This window comes from Blastococcus sp. KM273128 (assembly GCF_021698975.1).
In the GTDB taxonomy this organism is placed as follows: domain Bacteria; phylum Actinomycetota; class Actinomycetes; order Mycobacteriales; family Geodermatophilaceae; genus Blastococcus.
In genome coordinates this window covers 1-426 of the sequence record NZ_SSXA01000193.1, presented here as the reverse complement: position 1 = coordinate 426, position 426 = coordinate 1, and the positions used below count along the sequence as shown (strand labels likewise).

Sequence of the window (426 nt, the reverse complement as noted above, 5' to 3'; positions counted from 1 at the left end):
AGCACGATGCGGGTGATGCCGCCGTCGCAGGCCAGCCAGCGGGCTCGGGCGGCGGAGATGGTGGCGCCGAAGCCGAGGGTGGCCGCGCCGGGCCCGGCGGTGGGGTCGATGAGGTCCTCCAGGTCGACCCGGACGACCACGTGCGGCTTGTGGGTGCGCAGTGTCGGCAGGGTGCCGGCGGCGAGCTGGTTGTCGGCGAGCTGGACGAGGGCGTCGCCCTGCTGCTGGGCGCGGGTGCGCATGTCCCCGGCGGGCCGGTCGGCCTGCACGATGGACTCCACGGCGGTCTGCAGCTTCTCCCCGCCGACGGCGTCGAGCTCGCCGCGGAAGGACATGGACCCGTCGGCGTGCCGGGTGAAGGTCAGCGACCGGCCCTCGGTCGGGTCGGGCTCGGGCCCGTCGGGGTCCAGCCGGGCCAGGTAGTGG

Annotated in this window: 1 protein-coding gene; it reads right to left on the bottom strand. The window is 75.8% G+C overall.

What is annotated here, in order from left to right:
- On the bottom strand, positions 1-426 hold a 426-nt coding region (locus tag E9529_RS21545; RefSeq protein ID WP_236833291.1), incomplete at both ends, for a DUF222 domain-containing protein.